Origin of the sequence: Nocardiopsis sp. MT53 (genome assembly GCF_019598965.1) — a bacterium.
Taxonomy (GTDB): Bacteria; Actinomycetota; Actinomycetes; order Streptosporangiales; family Streptosporangiaceae; genus Nocardiopsis; species Nocardiopsis changdeensis.
Genome location: NZ_CP080599.1, coordinates 3,597,811 through 3,620,726 on the forward strand (window position 1 = coordinate 3,597,811; position 22,916 = coordinate 3,620,726).

Annotated in this window: 17 protein-coding genes; 10 read left to right on the plus strand and 7 right to left on the minus strand. The window is 74.7% G+C overall.

Going from position 1 to position 22,916, the window contains the following annotated elements; all coding sequences use genetic code 11:
• Positions 1-280: 280 nt before the first annotated feature.
• The gene (locus K1J57_RS16055; protein ID WP_255646354.1) at positions 281-1,114 is read left to right on the plus strand and encodes a GNAT family N-acetyltransferase; all 834 of its coding nucleotides are present in this window, start codon (positions 281-283) and stop codon (positions 1,112-1,114) included.
• A gap of 28 nt (positions 1,115-1,142) precedes the next feature.
• On the opposite strand, the gene K1J57_RS16060 is transcribed toward K1J57_RS16055, so the two are convergent.
• Together K1J57_RS16060 and K1J57_RS16065 are read right to left on the minus strand one after the other, a co-directional pair.
• Complete coding sequence (locus tag K1J57_RS16060) at positions 1,143-1,985, minus strand: DUF6177 family protein (RefSeq protein ID WP_220559371.1); 843 nt, start codon at positions 1,983-1,985, stop codon at positions 1,143-1,145.
• Between the two features lie 77 nt (positions 1,986-2,062).
• Complete coding sequence (locus K1J57_RS16065; protein WP_220559372.1) at positions 2,063-2,968, minus strand: aminoglycoside phosphotransferase family protein; 906 nt, start codon at positions 2,966-2,968, stop codon at positions 2,063-2,065.
• Between the two features lie 333 nt (positions 2,969-3,301).
• On the opposite strand from K1J57_RS16065, the gene K1J57_RS16070 reads away from it, so the two are divergent.
• From K1J57_RS16070 to K1J57_RS16080, 3 genes are all read left to right on the plus strand, one after another.
• Positions 3,302-3,904: a TetR/AcrR family transcriptional regulator gene (locus tag K1J57_RS16070; protein ID WP_220559373.1), complete on the plus strand. Its 603-nt coding sequence runs from the start codon at positions 3,302-3,304 to the stop codon at positions 3,902-3,904.
• A gap of 38 nt (positions 3,905-3,942) precedes the next feature.
• The gene (locus K1J57_RS16075; protein ID WP_255646355.1) at positions 3,943-5,577 is read left to right on the plus strand and encodes an amidohydrolase; all 1,635 of its coding nucleotides are present in this window, start codon (positions 3,943-3,945) and stop codon (positions 5,575-5,577) included.
• 64 nt (positions 5,578-5,641) lie between these two features.
• Positions 5,642-6,079, plus strand: a complete 438-nt coding sequence (locus K1J57_RS16080; protein ID WP_220559374.1) for a hypothetical protein — start codon at positions 5,642-5,644, stop codon at positions 6,077-6,079.
• Between the two features lie 130 nt (positions 6,080-6,209).
• On the opposite strand, the gene K1J57_RS16085 is transcribed toward K1J57_RS16080, so the two are convergent.
• Positions 6,210-6,677, minus strand: coding sequence for an Lrp/AsnC family transcriptional regulator (locus K1J57_RS16085; protein ID WP_220559375.1), 468 nt, complete (start codon positions 6,675-6,677; stop codon positions 6,210-6,212).
• Positions 6,678-6,844: 167 nt separating this feature from the next.
• Here K1J57_RS16085 and K1J57_RS16090 point away from each other — a divergent pair, with 167 nt between their 5' ends.
• The 5 genes from K1J57_RS16090 to K1J57_RS16110 all read left to right on the plus strand — a co-directional run bounded on the left by K1J57_RS16090 (position 6,845) and on the right by K1J57_RS16110 (position 13,604).
• Complete coding sequence (locus K1J57_RS16090; protein ID WP_220565574.1) at positions 6,845-8,449, plus strand: alpha/beta fold hydrolase; 1,605 nt, start codon at positions 6,845-6,847, stop codon at positions 8,447-8,449.
• Between the two features lie 81 nt (positions 8,450-8,530).
• A complete protein-coding gene (locus K1J57_RS16095; protein ID WP_220559376.1) occupies positions 8,531-9,370 on the plus strand; it encodes a GNAT family N-acetyltransferase in 840 nt (279 codons plus the stop codon).
• A gap of 41 nt (positions 9,371-9,411) precedes the next feature.
• Positions 9,412-11,451 (plus strand): phosphate acetyltransferase, encoded by a 2,040-nt coding sequence (gene pta / locus K1J57_RS16100; protein WP_220559377.1) that lies wholly within the window; start codon positions 9,412-9,414, stop codon positions 11,449-11,451.
• A 142-nt stretch (positions 11,452-11,593) separates the two neighbouring features.
• Entirely contained in the window at positions 11,594-12,814 is a 1,221-nt protein-coding gene (locus K1J57_RS16105) for a multidrug effflux MFS transporter (protein WP_220559378.1), read from the plus strand.
• A 265-nt stretch (positions 12,815-13,079) separates the two neighbouring features.
• Entirely contained in the window at positions 13,080-13,604 is a 525-nt protein-coding gene (locus K1J57_RS16110) for an ATP-binding protein (protein WP_220559379.1), read from the plus strand.
• 64 nt (positions 13,605-13,668) lie between these two features.
• On the opposite strand, the gene K1J57_RS16115 is transcribed toward K1J57_RS16110, so the two are convergent.
• From K1J57_RS16115 to hisS, 4 genes are all read right to left on the minus strand, one after another.
• Positions 13,669-14,511, minus strand: coding sequence for an AMP-binding protein (locus K1J57_RS16115; protein WP_220559380.1), 843 nt, complete (start codon positions 14,509-14,511; stop codon positions 13,669-13,671).
• Between the two features lie 391 nt (positions 14,512-14,902).
• Positions 14,903-17,443 (minus strand): LuxR C-terminal-related transcriptional regulator, encoded by a 2,541-nt coding sequence (locus K1J57_RS16120; RefSeq protein ID WP_220559381.1) that lies wholly within the window; start codon positions 17,441-17,443, stop codon positions 14,903-14,905.
• Positions 17,444-17,591: 148 nt separating this feature from the next.
• Positions 17,592-20,045, minus strand: a complete 2,454-nt coding sequence (locus tag K1J57_RS16125) for a LuxR C-terminal-related transcriptional regulator (RefSeq protein ID WP_220559382.1) — start codon at positions 20,043-20,045, stop codon at positions 17,592-17,594.
• A gap of 179 nt (positions 20,046-20,224) precedes the next feature.
• Entirely contained in the window at positions 20,225-21,553 is a 1,329-nt protein-coding gene (gene hisS, locus K1J57_RS16130; RefSeq protein ID WP_220559383.1) for a histidine--tRNA ligase, read from the minus strand.
• Between the two features lie 721 nt (positions 21,554-22,274).
• Between hisS and K1J57_RS16135 the strand changes: the two genes are divergently transcribed.
• Positions 22,275-22,895, plus strand: a complete 621-nt coding sequence (locus K1J57_RS16135; protein WP_220559385.1) for an ATP/GTP-binding protein — start codon at positions 22,275-22,277, stop codon at positions 22,893-22,895.
• Positions 22,896-22,916: the final 21 nt, after the last annotated feature.

Genomic DNA, 22,916 nt, shown 5'->3' on the forward strand with positions numbered 1-22,916 from the left:
ACCTGTCAGAGCTGCTCCGACGGGCAGCAAGGGCCGGTCGGGTGGCTGGAAGGAACGGGACGACGCTGTTCGCCGTTCCTGTGTCCGGAACGGGTTGTGCGGTCACGGTGGCGTCCTGGGTGCGGGCTGCGTGCGAAGCGTGAGGCACGGGGCTCACGCACTGGCCGCCCGACCCGTGACAGCGTGTCGTTGCTGCCGGCATGCCCCGTGTTCCAGCGGACAGCCTGTGGACGGCCCGTTCCCAGGTACGGAAAAAGGACCTGCGAGCATCCCGGACGCCATGCTGGGATGGATCATCATGAACCCCGTGCGCATCCCGTCCGTCAATGCATCCGACCTTCCGCTCGCGATGGAGCTGAATCTCGCCGAGCACGCCTGCCACCTGCACCGAACCCTCAAGGGCGCGTCCGTGTCCGAGACCGACGACCTGCTGATCGCCGACAGCGGTCTCGACGACGACACCTTCAACATCGTCGCGAGGGCCCGCTTCACCCCGGGTACCGCCCCGGCCCGCGTCGCGGAGACGGCCCGGACACTGGCCGCCGCCGGCCGCCCGTTCTCCTGGTGGGTGGGCCCCGCCTCCACGCCGGGCGATCTCGCCGGGCATCTTCGGTCCGCCGGCCTGGAGGCGTCGGAAACGGAGGCGGGCATGTGGAAGGACCTGCGCGGCCCCCTCCCCGACGCGCACGCCGACGGCCTGGCGATCCGCCCGGCCACCACCCCGGAACAGCTCGGCGATTACGCCACGGTCCTCGCCGCGAACTGGGACCCGCCCGCCGCCACGGTGCGCCGGTTCTTCGCCGACACCGCCGACCGGGCGCTTGCCGACGACTGCCCCGCCCGCTACCTGGTCGGCTACGTCGACGGCCGGCCCGTCTGCTCGGCCGAGGTCTTCCTGTACGCGGGCGTGGCCGGGCTCTACAACATCGCGACCCTCGCCGCCGACCGCCGCCGCGGCTACGGCGGCGCCATCACCGCGGCCGCCCTGCGCACCGCCCGCGACGCGGGCTACGAGACCGCGGTGCTGCAGGCATCCGCCGACGGGGAACCCGTCTACCACCGCCTCGGGTTCACCGTCAGCGGCCACTTCACCGAGTACGCCCTCACCCCCTGACCCATCACGGCACCTGCTCCGCTGCCCATCAACACGCGATCTCGACGGCACGGCCCAGGGCCGGGGTGAACGGATCGCTGTGCACGACGGAGGCGTCCAGTACGAGCCGGGTCCCGGTGAGGGAGGACGCCCGCTCCACGAACTCCGGAACCGGGCGGACGTCCGGTTCCCCGGCGGCCCAGCCCAGGCCGACCGGTTCCTTCTCGGACAGGAAGCCGTGGGTGTCGTCCCAGTGCACCGGCAGGCCGGTGAGACCGTCGTGGCAGGCGCCGGAGTCGTCGCGCACCACCCAGCGCCCCAGCGCCGAGGCCAGGAGGGTCCGTGTTCCGTAGGTCAGCCGTGAGGCGGACGGGGTGAGCACGTGGAGCGTCCGCTGCCGGGCCCGGGTGGCGACGGCGTCGGCGAGCCAGGAGGAGAACGGCACCACCGGCCGGTCCTGGACGACCAGGAGGGCGCGGTCCGCGGAGCGTTCCGCCGCCGGGTGCTCCGTCTCCTCCCACAGGCCGGCGTCGGCCCTCCCCGAGGTCCACACCGCGCCGCCGAGCCGCAGCACCAGGCCGTCGGCGAGGTCGTGCGCCGCCTTCCGTCCCGCCTCGTCGGGGCGGGAGCGGATCTCGACCCACCAGCAGGGGGCGGGAAGGTTCGCGGCGAGGTCGGAGCCGAGGAGGCGGTCGACCTCGTCCCGGTTCTCCACACGGAGCCCGGGCTCGAAGGTGGCCAGGAGGCGACCGCCGGCGTCCTTGATCTGGAGGAGGTCGGTGTCGTCCCGGTACCGGTGCAGGAACAGCTCGGGGTCGACGCGCCGGAGGGCCCGGGCGACCGCCTGCTCGTCGGGTTCGGCGGCCACCAGGGCGACGACGTCGTGGCTCAACGGCACTCCTCGGGGCTGGGGACGGACCGGCCGTGAGGCGGGCGGGTCACCGTGCGCCGACGAGCATACTCATAACGTTACGAACCGCCCGTTCTGGGTCCGGCGGGCAGGCGGGAGAGGGCGGCTTCTCCGGCGGGACGCCAGGTGGGCTTGCCGCCGGGGAGGCCCCGGTCGCCGGCGCGGCCGATGGCGATGAGGTCGAGGGCGCGCAGCAGCGCCCATCCCCGGGCGCGGCGGACGGTGGCCGGGTCGGCGCGGGCGTACGCGGAGAAGAACGCCGCGTCCGCGCCCGCGGGCAGCAGGAGCCAGGCCGCCGAGAGGTCGGTCGCCGGGTCTCCGGCGCACATGTCGCCGAAGTCGATCACCCCCGCCAGGGTGCCGTCCGCTATGACGGTGTTGGCCGGGTGCAGGTCGCCGTGGATCCACACCGGCGGCCGGTCCCAGGCGGGGGCCGCCAGCGCGTCGTCCCACACCCGGCGGAGCCGGTCGGTGCCGTCGCCGGGGTCCAGGGAGTCCAGCCCCCGCTCGGCCGCCTCGGCGAGGCGCTCCAGGGGGACGCCGCGGTCGGGGCCGAGTGGTGCGTCGTCGGGGGCCCGGTGGTGGAGGGCGGACAGGAAGCCGGCCAGGGCCCCGGCGGCGTGCGGGCCGCGGGTGACCGGCGACCGGTCGCCCGGGCCGCCCGGGACCCAGGTGGCGACGGTCCACGTGTCGGGGAAGCGCGCGGTGGGCTCGCCGACCCGGACCGGCACCGGCACGGGCAGGGGCAGGCGGGGCGCCAGCAGCGGCAGCCAGCGGTGCTCCTTCCGGAGCAGGGAGGACGCGCGCGGCGTGCGCGGCAGGCGCACCGCCAGGTCCTCGCCGAGCCGCCACATCCGGTTGTCCCAGCCTCCGTCGACCGGCTCCAGTTCCAGCCCCGCCAGGTCCGGGTGCTGCTCCTTCAGCAGCCCGCGCACCAGCTCGCCGTCGAGCGTGACGTCCTCCATCGGCCTCCCCTTCGTCGTTGTTCCGCCTGCTCCGTGCGGTGGGCCGGTCGGAGGCCGTGTCCGGAGGGGCCCGGGGATCCGCGTGCGGGCGGGGGCCTCCTGCCCGCCGGGTCCGGGTTCGCGGCGCCGCTCGACGAGTGCATCGACGGCGGGGCCGCGGGGTCTCCGGGGCCGCTCATGGCGGGCCTGCGGCCCGACGGGCACCGGAGCGCGGGTATCCGCATACTCCCGGTCGGCGCCCCGCGCGGCAACCCCCGGCCCGGGCGGTTCCGGGCCTTGTGAAAACGAACAGCGCTCGTTTAATGTGGCCCGACCACCCCCGAGGAGGCCGCCGTGGGACGACCCCGCACCCCCCTCCTGAGCCCCGAGCGCATCACGCAGGCGGCCCTGGAGATCGTCCGCGAGCAGGGCGACTTCACCGTCGCCGGGCTCGCCGCGCACCTGGGCGTGCGGGTCTCCTCGCTCTACAACCACGTCCGCTCCAAGTCCGAGATCATCCAGGCCATCCGCCGCGACCGCCTCCTGCCCGCGCTGGAGCGGCTCCGGGACGAACCCGATCCCCGGCGCCTGCTCGAACTGCTCGTCCTGGACTACTACGACTTCCTCAGCCGGGTCCCGCAGCTCGTCCCGCTGCTCGTCTCCGAGCCGATCCGGCAGCCGGAGATGATCGCGTACTACGACCTGATCGCCCGCTCGATCGCCCGCATGGGGGTGCCCGAGGACGAGGTCATGCCCGCCCTCGGCCTCCTGGAGGGCTACGTGCTCGGCGCCGCCGTGGACCTGGGCTCGAAGCCCTTCGACCCGCGGGACACGGGCGGGGCGCCGCACCTGGGCGCGGCCCTGTCCCACCGGGACGCCGACGACCCGCGCAGGCTCCGCTCCTTCGAGGCCGGCCTCGCGATCGCGCTGCGCGGCCTGGCCGCCGGCGTCCCCTGAGCGGACCCGTCCGCCCCCACCCCCCGAGGAGACCGCACTTGACGAACATCCTGATCCGCGACGGTGTCCTGTTCTCCGGCGGACGCCTCCTGGAGGCCACCGCCCTGGCCGTCCGGGACGGCCGGATCGCCGCCGTCGGAACCGAGGAGGAGGCCCGCGCCGCGGCCGGGCCCGGTGCCGCGGTGGTCGACGCCGCCGGCGGCCTGGTGACGCCGGGCTTCGCCGACGCCCACGTCCACGCCTGCTTCGGCGGGGTGGAGGCCGCCCGCTGCGACCTCACCGGGGCCGCCACCGCCCGGGACTGCCTGGACGCGATCCGCGCCTACGCCGACGCCCACCCCGACACCCCCGGCGGCTGGGTGCTGGGCGGCGGCTGGGGCATGGCGCTGTTCAGCGGCGGCACCCCCACGCGGGACCTGCTGGACGCGGTGGTCCCCGACCGGCCCGTGTTCGTCATCAACGCCGACCACCACGGCGCCTGGGCCAACAGCCGCGCCCTCGCCCTGGCCGGGGTCGGCGCCGACACCCCCGACCCCGCGGACGGCCGCATCGAGCGGGACGCCGACGGCGCCCCGTCGGGCACCCTGCACGAGGGGGCGATGGACCTGGTGGGACGGGTGGTCCCGCCCACGACGGCGGCGGAGTGCGAGGCCGGTGTGCTCACCGCTCAGGAGTACCTGCTCTCGCTCGGGGTGACCGCCTGGCACGAGGCGATCGTCGGCGAGTACGCCGGGTACCCCGACATCGCGCCCGCCTACGCAGCCCTGGCCTCCGCAGGAAGCCTGCGCGCCCGGGTGACCGGCGCGGTGTGGGTGCCGCGGGGGCTCGCCCCCGACGGCGTGGACGACTTCGTGGCCGCCCTGCGCGCCCGCCGGGACGGGCCGGGCCTGCGCCTGGACACCGCCAAGATCATGGTGGACGGGGTCGCCGAGAACCGCACCGCCGCCCTGCACGACCCCTACCTGTCGCCCTGCGCCTGCGGCGGCCCCGAACGCGGCCTCGCCTACTTCGGCCAGGACCTGCTCGACGCGCTCGTGCCCGCGCTCAACGCCGCCGGGATCGCCGCCCACTTCCACGCGATCGGCGACCGCGCCGTCACCATGGCGCTCGACGCGGTCCGGCGCGTGGCGCCCGGGCACCGCGCCCGGGTGCGCAACCACCTCGCCCACCTCCAGGTCGTCGACCCCCGCGACGTCCCCCGGTTCCGGGAGCTGGGGGTCACGGTCAACATGCAGGCCCTGTGGGCGTGCGTCGAGGAGCAGATGACCGGGCTGACGCTGCCGCTCCTGGGACCCGAACGCGCCCGGTGGCAGTACCCCTTCGGCTCGCTCGCCGCCGACGGGGCGGACCTGGCCATGGGCTCGGACTGGCCGGTGTCCACCCCCGACCCCTGGCAGGCGGTCCACGTCGCCGTGAACCGCCGTTCGCCCGGTGACACGGTGTCCCCGCCGCTCGAGGCGGGGGAGGCGCTGCCCCTGGCCCTGGCTCTGGAGGCGTACACGGCCGGGTCGCACCGGCTGCTCGGGTTCGCCGACTCCGGCCTCCTGGAGGCGGGAAGGGCCGCCGACCTGTGCGTCGCCGACCGGAATCCCTTCTCGGGCCGACCGGAGGACGTCCACCTCACCCGCAACCGGCTGACCGTCCTGGACGGGCGGATCGTCCACGGCGGCTGAGCGGAGCCCCGGCCCCCGGCCCGCCCACGCCCGCCCGGCACGGCCCGGCGCTAGGGTCGGGCGCATGATCGAGGAGCTGTGGGCCGCGGGGGAGATGCCCTTCCGCGACGGCCTGTACCGGCCGGACGACACCGCGCTGGAGGCCGACGCCCCCGGGCCCGGCGCCTACCATCCGGACGCCGGGCGGCCGATCCCCTTCCGCCTGGGTGGACCGATGGACGTGTCCCGGGCCCTGGAGGAGGACGGGGCCAACGGCGCCGACCCCTGGTTCGAGTCCCCGCTGCCGGACGGCCTGGGGTGGCTGACCGGCGGTGGCGGCGGGATGGGCAACATCGGGTTCCTCGCCCGCCTGGGCCCCGACCGATCCCTGCGGTGGGTCCTGCCCCTGTTCCGCTCCAACCCGTTCACGGGGGTGAGCTACGAGGGGGAGACCGCCGTGGCGGTCAACGACTGGGGCAACCTCCTGCGCCTGGACCTCTCCGCCGGCCCGCTGCGCGCCTGAGCGCCGGCCGCCGGCCGGTACGGTCGGCGGCGACGGCCCGGTACGGGGCGCCCGGGCCCCGGCCGGGGGCGTGTCCGGGCCCGGCGGGGGAGGGCCCGGAACGTGGGCCGCGCCCCTCCGGACCCCGGGCTCAGGTCCGGTTCTCGGCGCTCCCGGCCAGGATGGGCTGGTCGACCAGCCGGGACAGCACCAGGGTGCTCTTGGTGCGGACCACGAAGGGCTCGGCGCCGATGCGCTCGATGACCTCCTCCAGGTGCCGGGTGTCGCGCGCCCGCACCTGGACGATGGCGTCGGCCTCGCCGGTGACCGTGCAGGCCGAGGTGATCTCGGGGTAGGCGGACAGGCCCGTGCGGATCTCCCCGGGGGAGGTGCGGGCCCGGCAGTACAGCTCGATGAACGCCTCGGTGGTCCAGCCGACGGCCTGGGGCTCCACCACGACGGTGAACCCGCGCACCGCGCCGGACTCCACCAGGCGGTCCACCCGCCGCTTGACGGCGGACGGGCTCAGCCCCACCTGGCCGCCGATCTCCGCGAAGCTCATGCGCGCGTCCGCGCCGAGGATCGCGATGATCCGCTCATCGACACGATCAAGACGCATGGTGTCCCTTTGTCCACTTCTGATGCCGGCGGTCACATCGTACCGGCGCGTCCCCAGGTGAGCCGCCGTGTCGTTTCCTATGGTCACTGATGGTGACATGGACAATGCATATGGTCGCAACGCCTGGGCGAGGGAGTGGACACGTGCGAGCACCGTCTCTGACCGTGATGTCGGGGGTCCTCATGGCCTCCCTGGTGGCGGCCCCGGCACCCGCCGCGGCGCAGGCCCCCGGCCAGGCCCCCGGGCAGGCCCCCGCCCCGGAGCGGCCCGGGACCACGCGCATCGACCAGAAGGCCCTGCGCTGGGAGCCCTGCGAGGACCTCGACCCCGTGGGCGACGAGACCCTGGAGTGCGCGACGCTCACCGTCCCCATGGCGCACAACGGCCGCGGCCCCGGCGACCCCGTCCGGATCGCCCTGTCCCGGGTGCCCGCCACCGGCACCGCCGAGCACACCCTGCTGGTCAACCCGGGCGGGCCGGGCAGCGCCGGGCGCCGGTGGGCCTCCTACACGCACCTGCGCATGTCGCCCGAACTGCGCGAGGTCTACGACGTCGTCGCCTTCGACCCGCGCGGCGTGGGCGCCTCCACCCCGAGGATCACCTGCGACCCGGAGCACTTCACCCCGCCGCGCCCCGACGGCGTCCCCGCCGACGCCGGGGCCGAGCAGGCGCTGCGGGCCGACGCCGAGGAGTACGCCCGGTCCTGCGCGCAGAACACCGGGCACCTGCTGGACCACATGCGCACCGAGGACATCGCCCACGACATGGACGCCATCCGGGCCGCCCTGGACCTGGAGCGGATCGACTACCTGGGCTACTCCTACGGCAGCTACCTGGGCACCGTCTACTCCGCCCTGTACCCGGACCGGGTGCGCTCGCTCATCCTCGACAGCGTGGTCGACCCTGACACCCCCTGGTACGAGAGCAACCTGCGCCAGAGCCTGGCCCTGGACCGGTCCGCCCGCAACTTCTTCGGCTGGGTCGCCCGCCACGACGCCGCCTACGGCCTGGGCACCGACGCCGACGCGGTCGAGGAGGCGTACTACACGCTGCGCTCGGAGCTGGCCTCCGAGCCCGTCGACGGCGTGGTCGGGCCGACCGAGCTGGAGAGCGCCGTCATCGTCGTCGCCTACAGCGGCGCCTCCTGGCCGACCGTGGCCGCCGCCCTGTCCGACCGCATCATCGACGGCGACCCCGCCGCCCTCAAGAAGCTCTTCGACACCTACGGGGAGCAGCCCGACGCCGACACCGACACCGGGTACGGCGGCTACCTCGCGGTCCAGTGCACGGACGCCCCCTGGCCCAAGGACTGGGACACCTGGCACGAGGACGCCGAGGGAGTGCACGCGGCCGCGCCCTTCATGGGCTGGCACAACATCTGGTACAACGCTCCGTGCGCCACCTGGGACGCCGAGGTCGAGGACTGGTTCCAGGTCGGCGACGGCGCCTACGAGCACCCCGCCTACCGGGGCGACGCGCTCATCGTGCACGCCACCGGGGACGGGGCCACCCCCGTGGAGGGCTCCTACTCCCTGCGCGACCGGCTGCCGGGGTCGGCGCTGGTCGTCGAGGAGGGCGGGCTCACCCACGGGGTGACGCTCACCGGCAACGTCTGCGTCGACGAGATCGCCCGCGACTACCTGCTGGAGGGCACCCTCCCCGAGCGGGCGGAGGGCGAGGGGCCCGACGCCGTCTGCCAGGCCCGGCCCGAGCCGTCCCCGCGCACCGCGCAGAGCGAGCCTTTGGTGGATCGCCCGGGGACGTCCGGGTGAGGGTGGAATAGGCTGGAATCAGCGCGAACGGACCTGATCCCGCGGTCGCGGAGCCGACGGCGGGCGGATGGGGGAGATGCGATGCTGCGGACCTCACCGGTGAGGATTCTCGGCGAACGGGACAGGGAGGCCGTGCGCGCCCTCCTGGACATGGATCCGGTGGGGAACGTGTTCGTCACCTCCCGGCTGATGGCCGCGGGGATCTCCGCGGGCAACGGGACCGAGGTGTGGGGGCACGTCGAGCACGGCCGCCTCACCGCGCTCTGCTACTCCGGGGCCAACCTGGTCCCCGTCAACGCGGGTCCCGCGGCGATCCGCAGCTTCGCCGACCACGCCCGCTGGCGGGGTCGGCGCTGCTCTTCCATCGTCGGCCCGGTCGACGCGGTCAGCGACTTCTGGCAGCAGGTCACCCCCGCCTGGGGGCCGGCCCGCGCCATCCGCGCCAGCCAGCCCGTGCTGGAGATCTCCGGCGAGCCCGCCGTGCCCGCCGACCCGCTGGTGCGCCGGGTCCGGCGCACCGAGCTCGACATCCTCGTGCCCGCCTGCGTGGCCATGTTCACCGAGGAGGTCGGCGTCCCGCCGGACTCCGGCGACGGCGGCGCCCTGTACCGCGCCCGCATCGAGGAGCTGGTGCGCACCGGCCGCGCCTTCGCCCGCATCGAGGACGGCCGGGTCGTCTTCAAGGCCGAGGTCGGCGCGGTCACCCCGCAGGCCTGCCAGATCCAGGGCGTGTGGGTCCACCCCGACCTGCGCGGGCAGGGCCACTCGGTGCCGGGCATGGCCGCCGTCGTGCGCCACGCCCTGGCCGAGATCGCGCCGCGGGTCACCCTGTACGTCAACGACTTCAACACCCCGGCCCGGGCCGCCTACCGGCGGGTCGGGTTCCGACAGGTCGGAGAGGTCATGTCGGTGCTCTTCTGACCGGCGGCCGCCGACACCGCCGGGAGAAAGGGACCGCGACGGTGCACGGTGTCTACATAGCGTCCAGCGACGCCGAGGGGGACAAGCGCCCGGTCGCGCTCGGCCTGGCCGAGCTGCTGGCGGGGACCGTCGACACCCTCGGCGTGTTCCGGCCGGTGGTGGGCGCGGGCGAGCGCGACCCGCTGGTCGAGACGGTCCGCCGCAGGTTCGGGGTCGCGGCGCCCTACGAGGAGTGCACCGGCGTGGTCTACGACCGGGTCCGCGACGACCCCGAACAGGCCATGTCCGAGATCGTCGCCGCCTACGGGGCGCTGGCCGCGAAGTGCGCGGCCGTCGTCGTCATCGGCACCGACTACACCGACGTGGCCACCCCCACCGAGTTCGCGTTCAACGCCCGTGTCGCCGCCAACCTGGGCACCCCGGTGCTGCTGGTGCTCTCCGGCCGCGGCCTCTCCGAGGAGCAGGTCCGCGGCGCCGCCGCGGTCGCCGAGGCCGAACTCGCCCGCGAGCACGCCGCCCCGCTGGGCACCGTCGTGGGCCGGGTCGACCCCGACGGGGTCGCGGCGCTGCGCGCCGCCGGGCCCTGGTCGGTGCTGCCCGAGGTGCCGGGCCTCACCGTGCCCACCGTCCGCGACCTGCAACGGGCCTGCGGCGGGCGGCTGCTGTTCGGGGAGGACAAGCGCACCGGCCGCGAGGTGTCGGGCATCCTCGTCGCGGCCATGTCCCTGCCGCACATCCTGGACCGGATGCGCGACGACAGCGCCGTCATCCTCCCCGCCGACCGGGCGGGCGCGGTCCTGCCCGCGCTCATCGCCGCCCACCTGTCCCCGGACTTCCCGGCGATCGCCGGGGTGTTCCTCACCGGCGACACCGACGCCGACATGCCCGAACCCGTCTGGCGGCTGCTCGCCGGGATGCACGTGCGGGTCCCCGTCATCGCCACCGGCCTGGACACCTTCACCGCCGCCACCCTGCTCGCCGACGTCCGCGGCGGCGGCGCGCCCCTGCCCGACCACAAGATCGAGTCCGCGGTGGCCGCCTTCGACTCCGGCGTGGACGGACCGGCCCTGCTCGAACGCCTCCAGGTGGCCCGCACCGACACCGTCACCCCGCTCATGTTCGAGTCCACCCTGCTCGGCCGGGCCCGCGCCGACCGGCGGCGCATCGTCCTGGCCGAGGGCACCGAGGAGCGGGTGCTGCGCGCCGCCGACCTGGTGCTGCGCCGCGACGTCGCCGACCTCACCCTGCTCGGGGACCCCCGCGAGATCCGGGCCCGCGCCGCGGACCTGGGCCTGGACGTGGCCGCCGCCGACCTGGTCGACCCGGAGGCGTCGCCGCTGCGGGACGAGTTCGCCGCCGAGTACGCCCGGCTGCGCTCCCACAAGGGCGTCACCGAGCAGCTGGCCCGCGACACCGTCGGGGAGGTCTCCTACTTCGGCACCCTCATGGTCCACCTGGGGTACGCCGACGGCATGGTGTCCGGGGCGGTCCACACCACCGCCCAGACCATCCGCCCCTCGTTCGAGATCCTGCGCACCTCGCTGGTGTCCAGCGTGTTCTTCATGTGCCTGGCCGACCGGGTGCTCGTCTACGGCGACTGCGCCGTCGTCCCCGACCCCACCGCCGAACAGCTCGCGGAGATCGCCTCCGCCTCCGCCGACACCGCCGCCCGCTTCGGCGTGGACCCCCGGGTGGCCCTGCTGTCCTACTCCACCGGCGCCTCCGGCAGCGGCGCCGACGTGGACAAGGTGCGCACCGCCACCGACCTGGTCCGCGAACGCCGACCGGACCTGCCGGTGGAGGGCCCCATCCAGTACGACGCGGCCGTCGACCCCGGGGTGGCCCGCACCAAGCTCCCCGACAGCCGGGTGGCCGGGCGCGCCACGGTGTTCGTCGTCCCCGACCTCAACACCGGCAACACCCTGTACAAGGGCGTGCAGCGCAGCGCCGGCGCGGTCGCGGTGGGGCCGGTGCTCCAGGGGCTGCGCCGCCCGGTCAACGACCTCTCCCGGGGCGCGACCGTGCGGGACATCGTCAGCACCGTCGCCATCACCGCCGTCCAGGCCCAGGCCGGGGACTGACGGGGGCCGCCGGACGGCCGCGGAGGTTTCGCACACATCGGTGTCAGAACGGGGGCGGAGGCGGTTTCGCGGCGTCCCGCCACGGTTAGCCTGCAAAGGGCGCCGATCGCGCTTTTCGTCACCGCACCCCGAGAGAGCGCCGATGACCCTGCGCAACCCGACCGGCCGCACCCGCCTGTCCCTGGCCTTCCTCCTGGCCGCCCTGGCCGTGCTGGGGCCGCTCAACATCGACATGTACCTGCCCGCGTTCCCGGAGATCTCCGCCGACCTGGGCGCCGGGGCCTCGCAGGTCCAGCTCAGCCTCACCACCTGCCTCGTCGGGCTGGCGGCCGGCCAGTTCATCGTCGGCCCGCTCAGCGACGCGTACGGCCGCCGCGGGCCGCTGCTGGTCTCCCTGGGCCTCTTCGTGCTGGCGTCCGCCGTGTGCGCGCTGGCCCCGAACATCGCCGTGCTGGTGGCCGGCCGCTTCCTCCAGGGGCTGACCGCCTCGGCCGGGGTGGTGCTCTCCCGCGCGGTCGTGCGCGACGTGTTCGACGGGCACGAGCTCACCCGGTTCTTCGCCCTGCTCATGGTGATCAACGCGGTGGCCCCGCTGGTGGCGCCGGTGGCGGGCGGCGCCCTGCTGTGGCCGGATTTCACCGGGTGGGAGACCGTGTTCTGGGCCCTGGCGCTGCTGGGCGTCGCCATCGTCGCGGTCACCGCCCTGCGCCTGCCCGAGACCCTGCCCCGGGAGCGGCGCACCCCCGGCACGGTCCGGGGCACCCTGCGCAGCATCGGCGGGCTGCTGCGCGACCGCGTGTTCCTGGGGTACGCGCTGGTCACCGGGCTGCTGCACGGCGGCAGCTTCGCCTACGTCGCCGGGACGCCCTTCGTCTACCAGGAGCTGCACGGGGTGTCCCCGCAGGTCTTCGGGGTGCTGTTCGGCATCAACGGGATCGCGATCATCGGCGGCAGCTGGGCGGTGGGCCGGTTCTCGCCGCGCTTCGGCGAACGCCGCCTGCTGGTCACCGCCGTCTCCGTGGCCGTGCTGGCCACCGGGGTGCTGCTGGCCGCGACGGTGTTCCAGGGGCCGCTGGTCGCCCTGGTCGTCCCGATCTTCGTCTACATGACCTGCATGGGCATGATCCTCACCGGCTCGTTCGCCCTGGCCATGGAGGGGCAGGAGCGCCGGGCGGGCAGCGCCAGCGCGCTGCTGGGCGCGCTGTCCCCGCTGTTCGGCGCGGTGGTCGCGCCCCTGGTGGGGCTGGACGAGACGACGGCGGTGCCGATGGGCGCCCTGCTGTTCGGCACCTCCGCCGTCGGACTGCTGGTCCTGGTGGCGATGACCTCCCGGCGTCCCCGTGTCCCCGTCGCCGAGGCCTGAGCGGCGGTGCGGGATCCCCCGGAGGTCCGGCGGGCCTTCCGGGACCCCGTCCCGGGCATTGCCAACGTGTTGCATGTCACATGGCTCTCCCTGGGGCCCGCACTGTTTCCTTTGTCTGCATCGGGGAGGACACGTGACGGGGTTTTGTGGCCAATCCCAGGCAGGGTGAAGGCGGGTGTGCTGTTCTGGACTCGGCACACCCTTGTCTAAGGTGAGTGCAGGCGGCGCAACCCGCGCGCCCGACGCGGGTGATTGGAGTGACCGGATGGCTGAGGCGAGGCAACTCCGGGAATACGTGCCCGCGGAGGTACCCGAGAACGCGGAACCCGCCCCCATCGAGGGCGGCGACCTCACCGGCGGCGCCACCGACCACACCGTCTGGAGCTGCGCGGGCAACCTCACCGCCGTCCGCTCCGTCCGCGCCCGCGTACGCGACTTCCTCGCCCGCATGGGCCACTCCGAGACCGTCCTGGACGACGCCGAGCTCGCCGTCAGCGAACTGGCCACCAACGCCCTGCTGCACTCCCGTTCCGGCCAGAGCGGCGGGGTCATGACGCTGTTCATCCGCTCCGACGGCTCCCGGCTGCGCGTCGCCATCGCGGACCAGGGGGAGCGCGCGGGGGAGGGCGGCCACAGCCGCGAGGACGGCGACGACTTCGGCCGCGGCAAGCTCATCGTCGACAGCTGCGCCACCCGCAGCGGCGAGTACTGGAGCGAGGCCACCCACGTGGCCTGGTTCGAGATCGAGGACCCCCGCCCGGGCCTCCCCCTGGCGGGCGACACCGCCTGAGCCCGGCGGGCGCCGCGCACGGCCCCGCCCCCCGCCCCGAACCCCGTCGGGACGGAGCGCGGCGTCAGGCGGTCAGGCCCGGGGCGGCGATCCGCTCGGGCTCGGGGGCGCAGCGCACCGTCACCCGGCGGCCCTCCGGAGCGGGGCAGTCCGCCCCCGTCATCACACAGGCCCCCGTCCACAGCGCCAGCGCCACCAGCGCGGCCCGCGTGGCCTCCTCGCCGCGCTCGTCCACGGCGACCACGTCCTCGGCGGTCAGTGACAGGTGCTCGCGCAGCGCGACGAACCGCGCCATCAGGTCGCTGTGCGGGTACAGCGTCGTCAGCAGTCCCGCCCCGGTCTCCTCATAGCCCAGGATGCCGTTGTCGAACAGCCCCCGCGAAGGGCTGTACCCGGTGCCGTCCGGACTGGGCCGCAGCAGGTCCTCGAAGGGCGTCGTGCCCAGGGCGTCGCCGAACGCGATGACCTGCCGCACCCGCGAGCGCTCGGCCAGCTCCAGCGCCACGGGCGCCAGGTCGGCGCTCACCACCAGCAGGCGGGCGTCGGTCTCGGCCAGGGCCGCGCACTGCACGTCGGTATCGGAGGCAGGGGACAGGGGCAGGGCCCGGCCGCCCACCGCCATTACGGTGTAGGTGGCCAGGAACCGCTCGGGCGAGACCGGGGCCAGCACGCCGACCACGTCGCCCAGGCACAGGCCCCGCTGGCTCAGCCCCGCGGCGGCCCGCTCCACCGTGGCGGCGAAGGTCAGCGCGTCGACGCGCGCCCCCCCGCCGCGGATGCTGCCGCCCAGGCCCGGGCGCAGCCGCAGGCGCTCGCACAGCCCGCCGGTCAGCGAGCCGATGGGGTCGTCCCGGCGCGGCAGGTTGCGCCCCGGTCGTCCGGTTCCAGAAGACAGCCCTACCCCCATGCGTTCCCCCAGTTCACCCTGGTCGCGGCGGTACCGCCATCCGGGCTCGTCACGCCCCCTCCACGTGGCGAGCCCGGCGGCGCCGCACCGGCCGGTCCGAGCGAGGTCCCTCCCCAGGTTCCACCTCGCGCCGGTGCGGGTTCCCACCGGCCCCGGGAGTCCTCCCGGGGCTGACGGTCCGCCGGGATTCCGGGCAGCGCACCCGGGCCGACGGCCGTTCCCGGAGCGCCCGGACCGCGCCACCGAAGTGCCGCGATCGCGTGCGTTCCATGGCTGGAAGCCTAGCGCGTTCACGGTCGGATGCACATGCATATTGCTATGCAGATGCATATGTAGATTCAGTGCGCAGGGGCCGGTACAGGCCCCGTTCGCGGGGGTTTCGGAGGAACCGTCAGTCCCGTCCCCCGTGGCTCTGCATCCACGCCGCGATCTGCGTGCGCGAATGGAAGCCCATCTTTCTGTTGATGTTGGCGATGTGCCGGGCGGCGGTCGCCGGGCTGATGAACAGCGCCCGCGCGATCTCCGGGTTGCTCCGCCCCCTGCTCACCAGCCGGGCCACCTCCAGCTCGCGCCGGGTCAGGCGCTGCTGGGGCGGCGTCTGCGGCGGGGGAGGCGGCGGGGCCGCGGCGGTCCGCGCCGGACGGGCCGCCCGGGCGGGCGTGCGCCGGGGGGCGGGGGACGGGCTGCGCCGGGACGGCGGCCGGCGCCCCTCCTCGGCCAGGCGCTCGGCCTCGCGCACAGCCTCGGCGGTGCTCAGCCCCCGGCCCTCCTCCCAGAGGGAGACCAGGCGCTTGCGGCGCCTGCGGGTCTTCTCCTCGTCGCCGAAGGGCCAGGGTGCCGGGGGTACGGACAGCCCCAGCCGCTCGCGCATCTGCACGGCCGCCCCGGCGATACGGCAGGCGGCGTCGCGCATGCCGACCGCGAACGCCACCCGGGCGATCGCGACCAGCGCCCGGCCGACCTCGGCCCGCTGGCCGGCGGCGTGGCTCAGCAGCAGTCCCTCGCTCAGGTAGTCGCAGGCCTGCTCGACCCGCTCCTGCGCGTACGCCACCCTACCGATCCCGGCCAGGCAGCGGGCCTCCTCGGCGGAGGCGCCGATCATCCGCTGGGTGTCCAGCGCCTCCCGGTAGCAGCGGTCCGCCGTCACCAGGTCCCCGCCCAGCTCGGCCGCGCGGGCCTGGCCGATGAGGGTGACGCCCACGCCCCAGCGGTGGTCGATCCCGCGCAACAGGGTCAGCGCCGCGTTGTAGTGCTGGTCGGCGGTCTGGTGGTCGCCCTGCTGGGCGGCCAGCGCGCCCCGGGTGCCCAGGGCGATCGCCTCGCCCCACAGGTCGCCGGACTCCCGGCACAGCCGCAGGGCCTCCTCCACCCGCACCGCCGCCCGGTCGGGCACCCGCTCGCGCACCTCCACCAGCGCCAGCAGGTTCAGGGCGGTGCGCACGAACATCTCGTCGCCCGACTCCCGGCACAGCCGCAGCCCCTCCTCGCCCAGGGACAGCGCCAGGGCGTGGTCGCGGCGCACCCGCGCCAGCTGGGCCCGGCCCACCAGGGCGCGCGCCCGCGAGGGGGCCTTCTCGGCGTCCTCCAGGTCCAGGAGGAGGTCCATGAGGTGGGCGCCCTCGGAGTAGTCGTGGTGGCTCACCCAGTGCGCCACCAGGCTCGACGCCAGACGCAGCCCCGGCTCGGCCCGGCCCTCCCGGTGCGCCCAGCGCAGCAGCGAGCGCAGCGTGTCGAACTCGGCGAGCACCCGGCGCCGCCCGGCGTCGCGCTCGCTCCAGGGCATGGCCCGGCTCGACTCCAGCCGCAGGCCCAGGTCCTCGGCCAGCCGGGTCATCCGGTCCAGCAGCCGCTCCCGGAGCAGGCCGTCCTCGCCAGCCTCGGCCAGCCGCTCGGCGGCGAACGCCCGCACCGCCTCGGGCAGCCGGTACCGCAGCCGCCCCTCGAACTCGCCGGTGACGGTGATCAGCGACCGGTCCAGCAGCGACGCCAGCAGGTCCAGGACGTGCTCCCGGGCCAGGCCGTCGCCGGCGCACACCTGCTCGGCCGACTCCAGGTCCCAGCCGCGGAACACCGACAGCCGCCGCAGCAGGACCCGCTCCGGCTCGGGCAGGGTCCGGTAGACGAAGTCCAGGACGATCGGCAGCACCTCGCTGCGGGCCACCGCCTGGCCCGGGCCCGGCCGGAACTCGGGCGAGGCCAGGTGGGCGCGCAGCCCCTCGGCCAGGGCGTCCGGCCCGATGCCCGGAGCGCTCCCCCCGAGCACCTCGATGCCCAGCGGCACCCCGCCGGCCAGGTCGCACAGCACCGCCGCCGTCTCCAGGTCCTGCCGGGACGGGTCGAAGCGGGGGTCGCGGATGCGCGCCCGGTCCAGGAACAGCCGCACCGCCTCGGAGTCGGCGGGGTCGGGCGGCGGGCCGTTGCGCGAGGCCACCGGCAGCGCCATGGGCGTCATGCGCCACACCGTCCCGCCCGACAGCCGCACCGGCTCCAGCGCGGTGATCAGGATCGACACCCCCGGGCAGGCGGCCAGCAGGGTCTCGCCGATACCGGTGACCGCGTCCGCCACGGGGTCGCAGGCGTCCAGCACCAGCAGCAGCCGCCGGTCGCGCAGCGCCTCGACCACGGTCGTCCCCAGGGGCTGTCCCGGCTCCTCCACCACGCCCACCGCCTGCGCCACCCGGGCGTGGACCTCCAGCTCGGTGTGCGCGTCGGTGAGGTCGGCGGCCCACACCCCGTCGGGGAAGGACGCGGTGGACTGTTCGGCCACACGCAGGGCCAACCGGGTCTTGCCGATCCCCTCGGTGCCGCACAGCGTCACCGAGCGGCTGGACTCGAGAAGCCGCAGCAGGCTGCTCAGGTCCCGCTCACGGCCCACGAAGCCGGTGCCCGGCCGAGGGAGGTTGTGCCGCGCGGGCGCGGTCGAAGATGCCATGGCCTTCACATGTCAGGGCGGTCGGGGAGGTCCTCACCGTGGTGGGGGTCGCTGGCAAGGGGACGACTTCGTAGAGGGGGTGGTCGGAATCTCTGTCTTAGCGCCTGTACGCGCGGTGTGCAAGTGCGGTCGGAGCGCGCCGGTCCCTTCATGTCCGATCTCGGGAGGAAGCCCAGCCGGTCAGCTGGGTCCGCGAGGAAATCGAGAGTTTTCTGAAGATGTTCGCGATGTGCCGGGCCGCCGTCGCCTGGCTGATCGTCAGCCGCTCGGCGATCTCCCTGTTGGACAGCCCCTGCTCGACCAGTTCGGCGATCTCACGCTCGCGCGGGGTGAGGGTCACCGGCTCGGCCGGGCGGTCCGAGGAGCGGGGGAAGGCCAGGGCGCGGTCGCGCACCTGCTCCAGCGGCAGCGACCGCCAGGCGTTCCAGGCCTCGGCGGTGCGGACGGGGCCCACCCGCTCCTCGACGGCCGACCGCAGCCGCACGGTCTCGGCCGAGGGCCGGTCCAGGGCCGTCCGCAGGTCGGCGGCCACCCCCGTCAGCGCGGCGGCCCGCTCGGCCTCCTCCTCGGCCAGCGCCAGCTCGCCCAGCGCCTCCAGCGCCCGGGCCACCGCGATGCGCTGCCCGGAGGTGAAGCTCACCCGCAGGCAGGAGGCCAGCGGCTCGCGGGCCTGGAGGATCAGGCCCTGCGCCAGGTAGAGCCGGCCCAGCTCCCGTGAGCAGTGCGCGGTGGCCGGGGCGGCGCCCAGCTCCTCGAACACCGCCAGGGACTCGGAGAACAGGTCGCGGGCCCGCTCGAACTCGTCCTGCTCGGCGGCGATCGACCCCAGCACGTGCAGGCAGCGCGCCACGCTCCACCGGTCGTGCAGCTTCTCGCCCAGCTCGATGCAGTGCCGCAGCAGCTCCACGGCCCTGTCCGGCTCCCCGCGCCGCCGGGCCAGCTGGGCCAGCACGCCCAGCGCGGTGGTCTCGGTGAGCGGGTCGCCGTCCTGCTCGGCCCAGGCCAGGGCGCGCTCGGCGTGCCGGCGCCCCTCGTCCAGGGCGTTGGTGCGCAGCGCCAGCGCCGCCATGGTGGCCAGCGCCGAGGCGGCGGCCCCCGCCTCCCGGCAGGCCCGTGCCGCCTCCAGGGCGCACATGGCCAGGGTGGACACCCGCGGCGCCACGTCCAGGTCCAGCCGCAGCTCGGCCTGGAGCGCCAGCGCGCGGGCCCGCAGCTGCGGCGACTGCCCGTCGGGGTCGGCGGCCAGCACCGACTCCAGGATCCGCCCTCCGGCGGCGGCCTGGTCGCGCACCAGCCAGTAGGGGCGCAGCGCCACGCACACCCGCAGGGCGTCGTCCACCCGGCCGCGCGAGAGCGCCCACCGCACCACCCGGGCGTGGTTCTCCCGGTGGTGGTCGAGCAGGCGGAAGTGGGCCAGCCGCTCCGACCAGCCCATCGGGGACCGGGAGCCCTCGGCCGCCGCCTCCAGGCGGGTGACGCAGAAGTCCAGGTACCGGGACCAGCGCTCGTCCTCGCCGCCCTCCGCGGCCAGGTGCTCGGCGGCGTAGGCGCGCACCGTCTCGGTCAGCCGGTAGTGGGCGGTGCCCTCGATCTCGGAGTCCACCATGATGAGGGACTTGTCCAGCAGCGAGAAGTGCAGCGGCAGGATGTCGGCCGGGTCCACCCCGTCGCCCGCGCACACGTCCTCGGCCGCCTCCAGGTACCAGGTTCCGAACACCGACAGGCGGTGCAGCAGCGCCCGCTCCGGCTCGTTCAGCAGGCCGTGGCTCCACTCCAGGACCGCTCGCAGCGTGCGCTGGCGCGGCGGCAGGTCGCCGGACCCGTCGCTGGTGAGCAGCTGGAACCGGTCGTCCAGGCGGCGCAGGATCTGCTGCACCGACAGCACCCGCACCCGGGCCGCGGCCAGCTCGATGGCCAGCGGCATGCCGTCGAGCAGCCGGCAGATCTCGGCGATGTGGCCGGAGTTCTCGCGGGTCATCTCGAACCCGGAGCGGGCCGCGTGCGCCCGCGTGACGAACAGCCGCACCGACTCGTAGCGCTGGGCGTCGCGCCGGGGCAGCGGCGCCGGGTCGGCGGAGTAGGGGTCGGTGGGCGTGGGCCGGGCGGGGAGGGACAGCGGCGGCACCCGCCAGATGCTCTCCTCGGGAACGTGCAGGGGCTGGCGGCTGGTGGCCAGGACGCGCACCCGCGGGCAGTCGCGCAGCACCGCGCGGCACAGCCGCCCGACCGGGTCCACCGCGTGCTCGCAGGTGTCCAGGAACAGCAGCAGGCTCTGGGTGCGCAGGGCGGTGATGACCGCCTCGGTCGTGGTGCGGCTGTCGTCCTCCACCGCCTGGAGGACCCCGGCCACCGCGCGCAGCACCTGGTCCTCGGTGGTGGCCTCGCTCAGGTCCACGAAGCGCACCCCGTCGGGGAACCGGCGCATCACGCGCTCGGCCAGGTGCAGGGCCAGCCTGGTCTTGCCGATCCCGCCGGTCCCGGTCAGCGTGACCATCCGGGCGGTGCCCAGCAGGCGGCCCAGGTCGACGATGTCGCGTTCACGGCCGACGAAGCGGATGAACTCGCCGGCGGACAGGGGCAGGTTGTGGCGAGGGGGAGACATGGCCTCGATTTACATAGGACACCGAACGGTCCGCGGCACGGGCCCGTCCGGATCCGGGACCGCGGAGAACAGTCGCACCCAGTGTCGCACTTCTCCCCGCGCCCTGTCCCGGGAATGGCCGCTTCCGGCACGAGCGGTCGGAAACCGCCCATGCCGGTCGCGTTCGCGTCGTGGACCGGCTACTCTGTGCGGTCGCCCGGCGACCAGGACGCCGGGTCCGCCGCGGCCTGCTCGCCGCTGCCCATGTCCTTGACCTCGTGGCCGCCGTCCTCGTCGAAGGGCGGGAACCACACGAAGGGGATGCCCTTCTTCGAGGCGTACTGGATCTGCTTGCCGACCTTGGCGGTGGAGTGGAACACCTCGGTGTTGAACCCGCGCGAGCGCAGCAGCTCGCCGACGGCCAGGGCGTCGCGGCGCCGCTCGGCGCCGGGCACCACGACCATCACGTCGGTCGGGCAGATCCGGCCGCCCCCGATGCGCCCCTCGGCGACCAGCTTGGCGAAGATCCGGGTCAGGCCGATGGAGATGCCCACGCCCGGCAGCCTGCGGCGGATGAACTGCCCGGCCAGGTCCTCGTACCGGCCGCCGGCGCAGATGCTGCCGTAGCCGGGGTCGTCGTCGAAGGACGCCTCGTAGACCGTGCCGGTGTAGTAGTCCAGCCCGCGGGCGATCGACAGGTCGGCGACCACCGCGCCCTCGGGCAGGTCGGCCAGGTCGTCCAGGACGAACGACAGCTCCTCCAGACCCTCCTCCAGCAGCGGGGAGGAGACGCCCAGCCCCCGCACCCTGTCGGGCACGTCCGCGCCGGTGCCGCGGACGCGCGCCAGGGCCAGGCAGGCGTCGGCCTGCTCGGCGCTCAGCCCGCCCCCGGTGAGGATCTCCCGGACGCCGTCGTCGCCGATCTTGTGGAGCTTGTCCACGGCCCGGATGACCATGATCGGGTCCTTGACGCCCAGCCCCTCGTAGAAGCCCTGGAGGACCTTGCGGTTGTTGACGTTGAGCGTCCAGGCCGGGATGTCCAGACCGCTGAGCACCCGGTGCACGATGCGCGGCAGCTCGGCGTCGAAGTGCAGCGGCACGGAGTCGACGTTGATCACGTCGATGTCGCACTGGGTGAACTCGCGGTAGCGCCCCTCCTGCGGCCGCTCGCCCCGCCACACGCGCTGCATCTGGTAGCGCTTGAACGGGAACGTCAGCTCGTTGAAGTGCTGGGCGACGTACCGGGCGAACGGCACCGTCAGGTCGAAGTGCAGCCCCAGCCGGGCGTCGGAGTCGTCCTTGGGGTCGGATTGGAGGCGGTGCAGGGTGTAGACCTCCTGGGAGGTCTCGCCCTTGGCCGTCAGCACCTCCAGGTTCTCCACGGACGGGGTCTCCACCGACGCGAAGCCGAAGGACTCGAATCCGGCGCGGATATGGTCCAGCCAGCGCTGCTCCACGGACCGGACCTGGGGGGTCCACTCGGGGAAACCGCTGATCGGGGCTGGGCGGACGACGCGCTGATCGGACATGCGGAGTTCTCGGCTCCCTGGAAGTCGTACGTGGAAAGCCCCCGAACGGGGGCGTGACCATCCTACGGCCACAGGGGGTGCGGGCACGGCCGCCACCGGCCCACGTGGACGGTTGTGGGCCGGTGGGGCTCCGGCGGAGGTCGGGCGCGACGGCTCCGACGCCGAAGAGCGGGACGTCGGTTCGCCGGTCGCGCGTCCGTGAACGCCGCCGACGGCTCCCACTGTGCGGTCGGGTGCTCGTGCCAGGAGTCGGTTCCGCGACCGCGTACACCGTGCGGGGGCCCTGTCCTCCACCGTAGACGCCGTGGGCGGTGGCGGACAGGGATCGGCGCGGCCGGAAGCGGCCGAAAGCGGTCGCTCACGATGTCGTAAAGTCCGCCTCCCGGGGTAGAGTTCTGTGCTTGTCTGATCACTCTCGGTTCCCGGAGGGGGGCCGATCGCCATCGGACGCCCCGGGGGCGCGGTGGCGCTTCGCGCTGCCCGGGACCCCGCCCCCGCCGGTGTGAGAAAGCGGACCCGCGCGGCGACTGTGCCCAAAACGCCGTCCGGCACCGCCGTCCGGTGTTAGGTTCCAGGGGCGGCGACCCCGCGCGGTCGGCTGAAGGAACCCGTGAAGGTCCGCGGGGAGGCCGGACCCGGGGGCGTCGCGCCCCTCGCTAGCCCGGGCCGTGCGAGCCGCACCCGTCCGTTCGGACCCGGCACTCTCGCTAGGACTGTGACTGTGATCGATCCAGCCAACACCACGAACGACGTTCAAGCACCCGGCGCGCTGTCCACCAAGATCATCATCGCCGGGGGCTTCGGCGTGGGCAAGACCACGTTCGTCGGCGCCGTCTCGGAGATCCCGCCGGTGCGGACCGAGGCCGCGGTGACCGCTGCCAGCGCCGGGGTGGACGACCTCTCCCACACCCCGGACAAGCAGACCACGACCGTGGCCATGGACTTCGGCCGCATCTCGCTCGACACGGACCTGACCCTGTTCCTGTTCGGGACCCCCGGCCAGCAGCGCTTCTGGTTCATGTGGGACGACCTGGTGCGCGGGGCCCTGGGGGCGGTGATCCTGGCCGACACCCGCCGCCTGGAGGACACGTTCCAGGCCCTGGACTACTTCGAGCGCCAGTACCGGCTGCCGTTCGTCGTGGCCGTCAACGAGTTCGACCCCGAGGCGTCGATGTACACCGCCGACGACCTGCGCGACGCCCTCGACCTCACCCCCGACGTCCCGGTCGTGCGCTGCGACGCCCGCGACCGCAGGTCGGTCGTGCGGGTGCTGGTGACCCTCGTCAAGCACGCCATGGCGGTGGAGGCCCGCCAGAGCGGGGGGAGCCGGCTCGTGGTCTGATCCCGGTGCAGACCGGCCGCC

What these genes read in the sequence shown, in the direction of transcription:
- K1J57_RS16055 (WP_255646354.1), top strand. Translation starts at nt 281, where the DNA reads ATGCTGGGATGGATCATCATGAACCCCGTGCGCATCCCGTCCGTCAAT.
- K1J57_RS16065 (WP_220559372.1), bottom strand. Translation starts at nt 2,968, where the DNA reads ATGGAGGACGTCACGCTCGACGGCGAGCTGGTGCGCGGGCTGCTGAAG.
- K1J57_RS16080 (WP_220559374.1), top strand. Translation starts at nt 5,642, where the DNA reads ATGATCGAGGAGCTGTGGGCCGCGGGGGAGATGCCCTTCCGCGACGGC.
- K1J57_RS16085 (WP_220559375.1), bottom strand. Translation starts at nt 6,677, where the DNA reads ATGCGTCTTGATCGTGTCGATGAGCGGATCATCGCGATCCTCGGCGCG.
- K1J57_RS16090 (WP_220565574.1), top strand. Translation starts at nt 6,845, where the DNA reads ATGTCGGGGGTCCTCATGGCCTCCCTGGTGGCGGCCCCGGCACCCGCC.
- K1J57_RS16095 (WP_220559376.1), top strand. Translation starts at nt 8,531, where the DNA reads ATGCTGCGGACCTCACCGGTGAGGATTCTCGGCGAACGGGACAGGGAG.
- K1J57_RS16105 (WP_220559378.1), top strand. Translation starts at nt 11,594, where the DNA reads ATGACCCTGCGCAACCCGACCGGCCGCACCCGCCTGTCCCTGGCCTTC.
- K1J57_RS16110 (WP_220559379.1), top strand. Translation starts at nt 13,080, where the DNA reads ATGGCTGAGGCGAGGCAACTCCGGGAATACGTGCCCGCGGAGGTACCC.
- K1J57_RS16115 (WP_220559380.1), bottom strand. Translation starts at nt 14,511, where the DNA reads ATGGGGGTAGGGCTGTCTTCTGGAACCGGACGACCGGGGCGCAACCTG.
- K1J57_RS16120 (WP_220559381.1), bottom strand. Translation starts at nt 17,443, where the DNA reads ATGGCATCTTCGACCGCGCCCGCGCGGCACAACCTCCCTCGGCCGGGC.
- K1J57_RS16125 (WP_220559382.1), bottom strand. Translation starts at nt 20,045, where the DNA reads ATGTCTCCCCCTCGCCACAACCTGCCCCTGTCCGCCGGCGAGTTCATC.
- hisS (WP_220559383.1), bottom strand. Translation starts at nt 21,553, where the DNA reads ATGTCCGATCAGCGCGTCGTCCGCCCAGCCCCGATCAGCGGTTTCCCC.